Annotated in this window: 1 pseudogene; it reads right to left on the reverse strand. The window is 81.6% G+C overall.

From position 1 onward, the window contains the following. Nucleotides 1–443 (reverse strand): annotated as a pseudogene (locus DZF91_RS22640) (hypothetical protein); the annotation flags it as partial. Nucleotides 444–510: the final 67 nt, after the last annotated feature.

The following is a 510-nucleotide window of genomic DNA, read 5'->3' on the forward strand; positions in this document are numbered from 1 at the left end:
GCGGAGGCGGCGGGCTCGCTCGTCCCGACCGGTCCGCCCGCGAGCGCCGCGACCCGGCGGGCGTCGGCCTCCGGCGCGATCACGACGACGTGTCCGGGGCGGGGCAGGGCCAGGCAGCGGTCGCCCACCGGATCGGCCTCCAGGGCGTCCACGACGGACGCGTCCGCGCAGGCCAGCACGGCCGCCGGGTATCCCGGCACGGCCCGGTCGGGGGACGGCAGTCCGAGCAGCGCCGCCGCGAGCGCCGCCCGCAGGTCCCGTCCGGAGCGGGGCGTCTCGGAGCGGAGGGTGAGCAGCGCCGCCGCGGACCCGACGATCGTGTGCGCCACGTGCGGCAGCGGCTCCGGCGTCCCGACCGCGAGGAAGCCGAGCGGCCGGTCGCCCGGCCCGATCCCCTGGACGACCACGTGCGCGTCCCCGTCCACGAGCGACAGGCTGCCCACGCCCGCCCGTCCCCGCACCCCCGTCCCGCGCGCCCCCGCGCCCGGACCGCGCGGGACGGCGGGGGAC

The organism is Actinomadura logoneensis, assembly GCF_003428695.1.
Taxonomy (GTDB): domain Bacteria; phylum Actinomycetota; class Actinomycetes; order Streptosporangiales; family Streptosporangiaceae; genus Spirillospora; species Spirillospora logoneensis.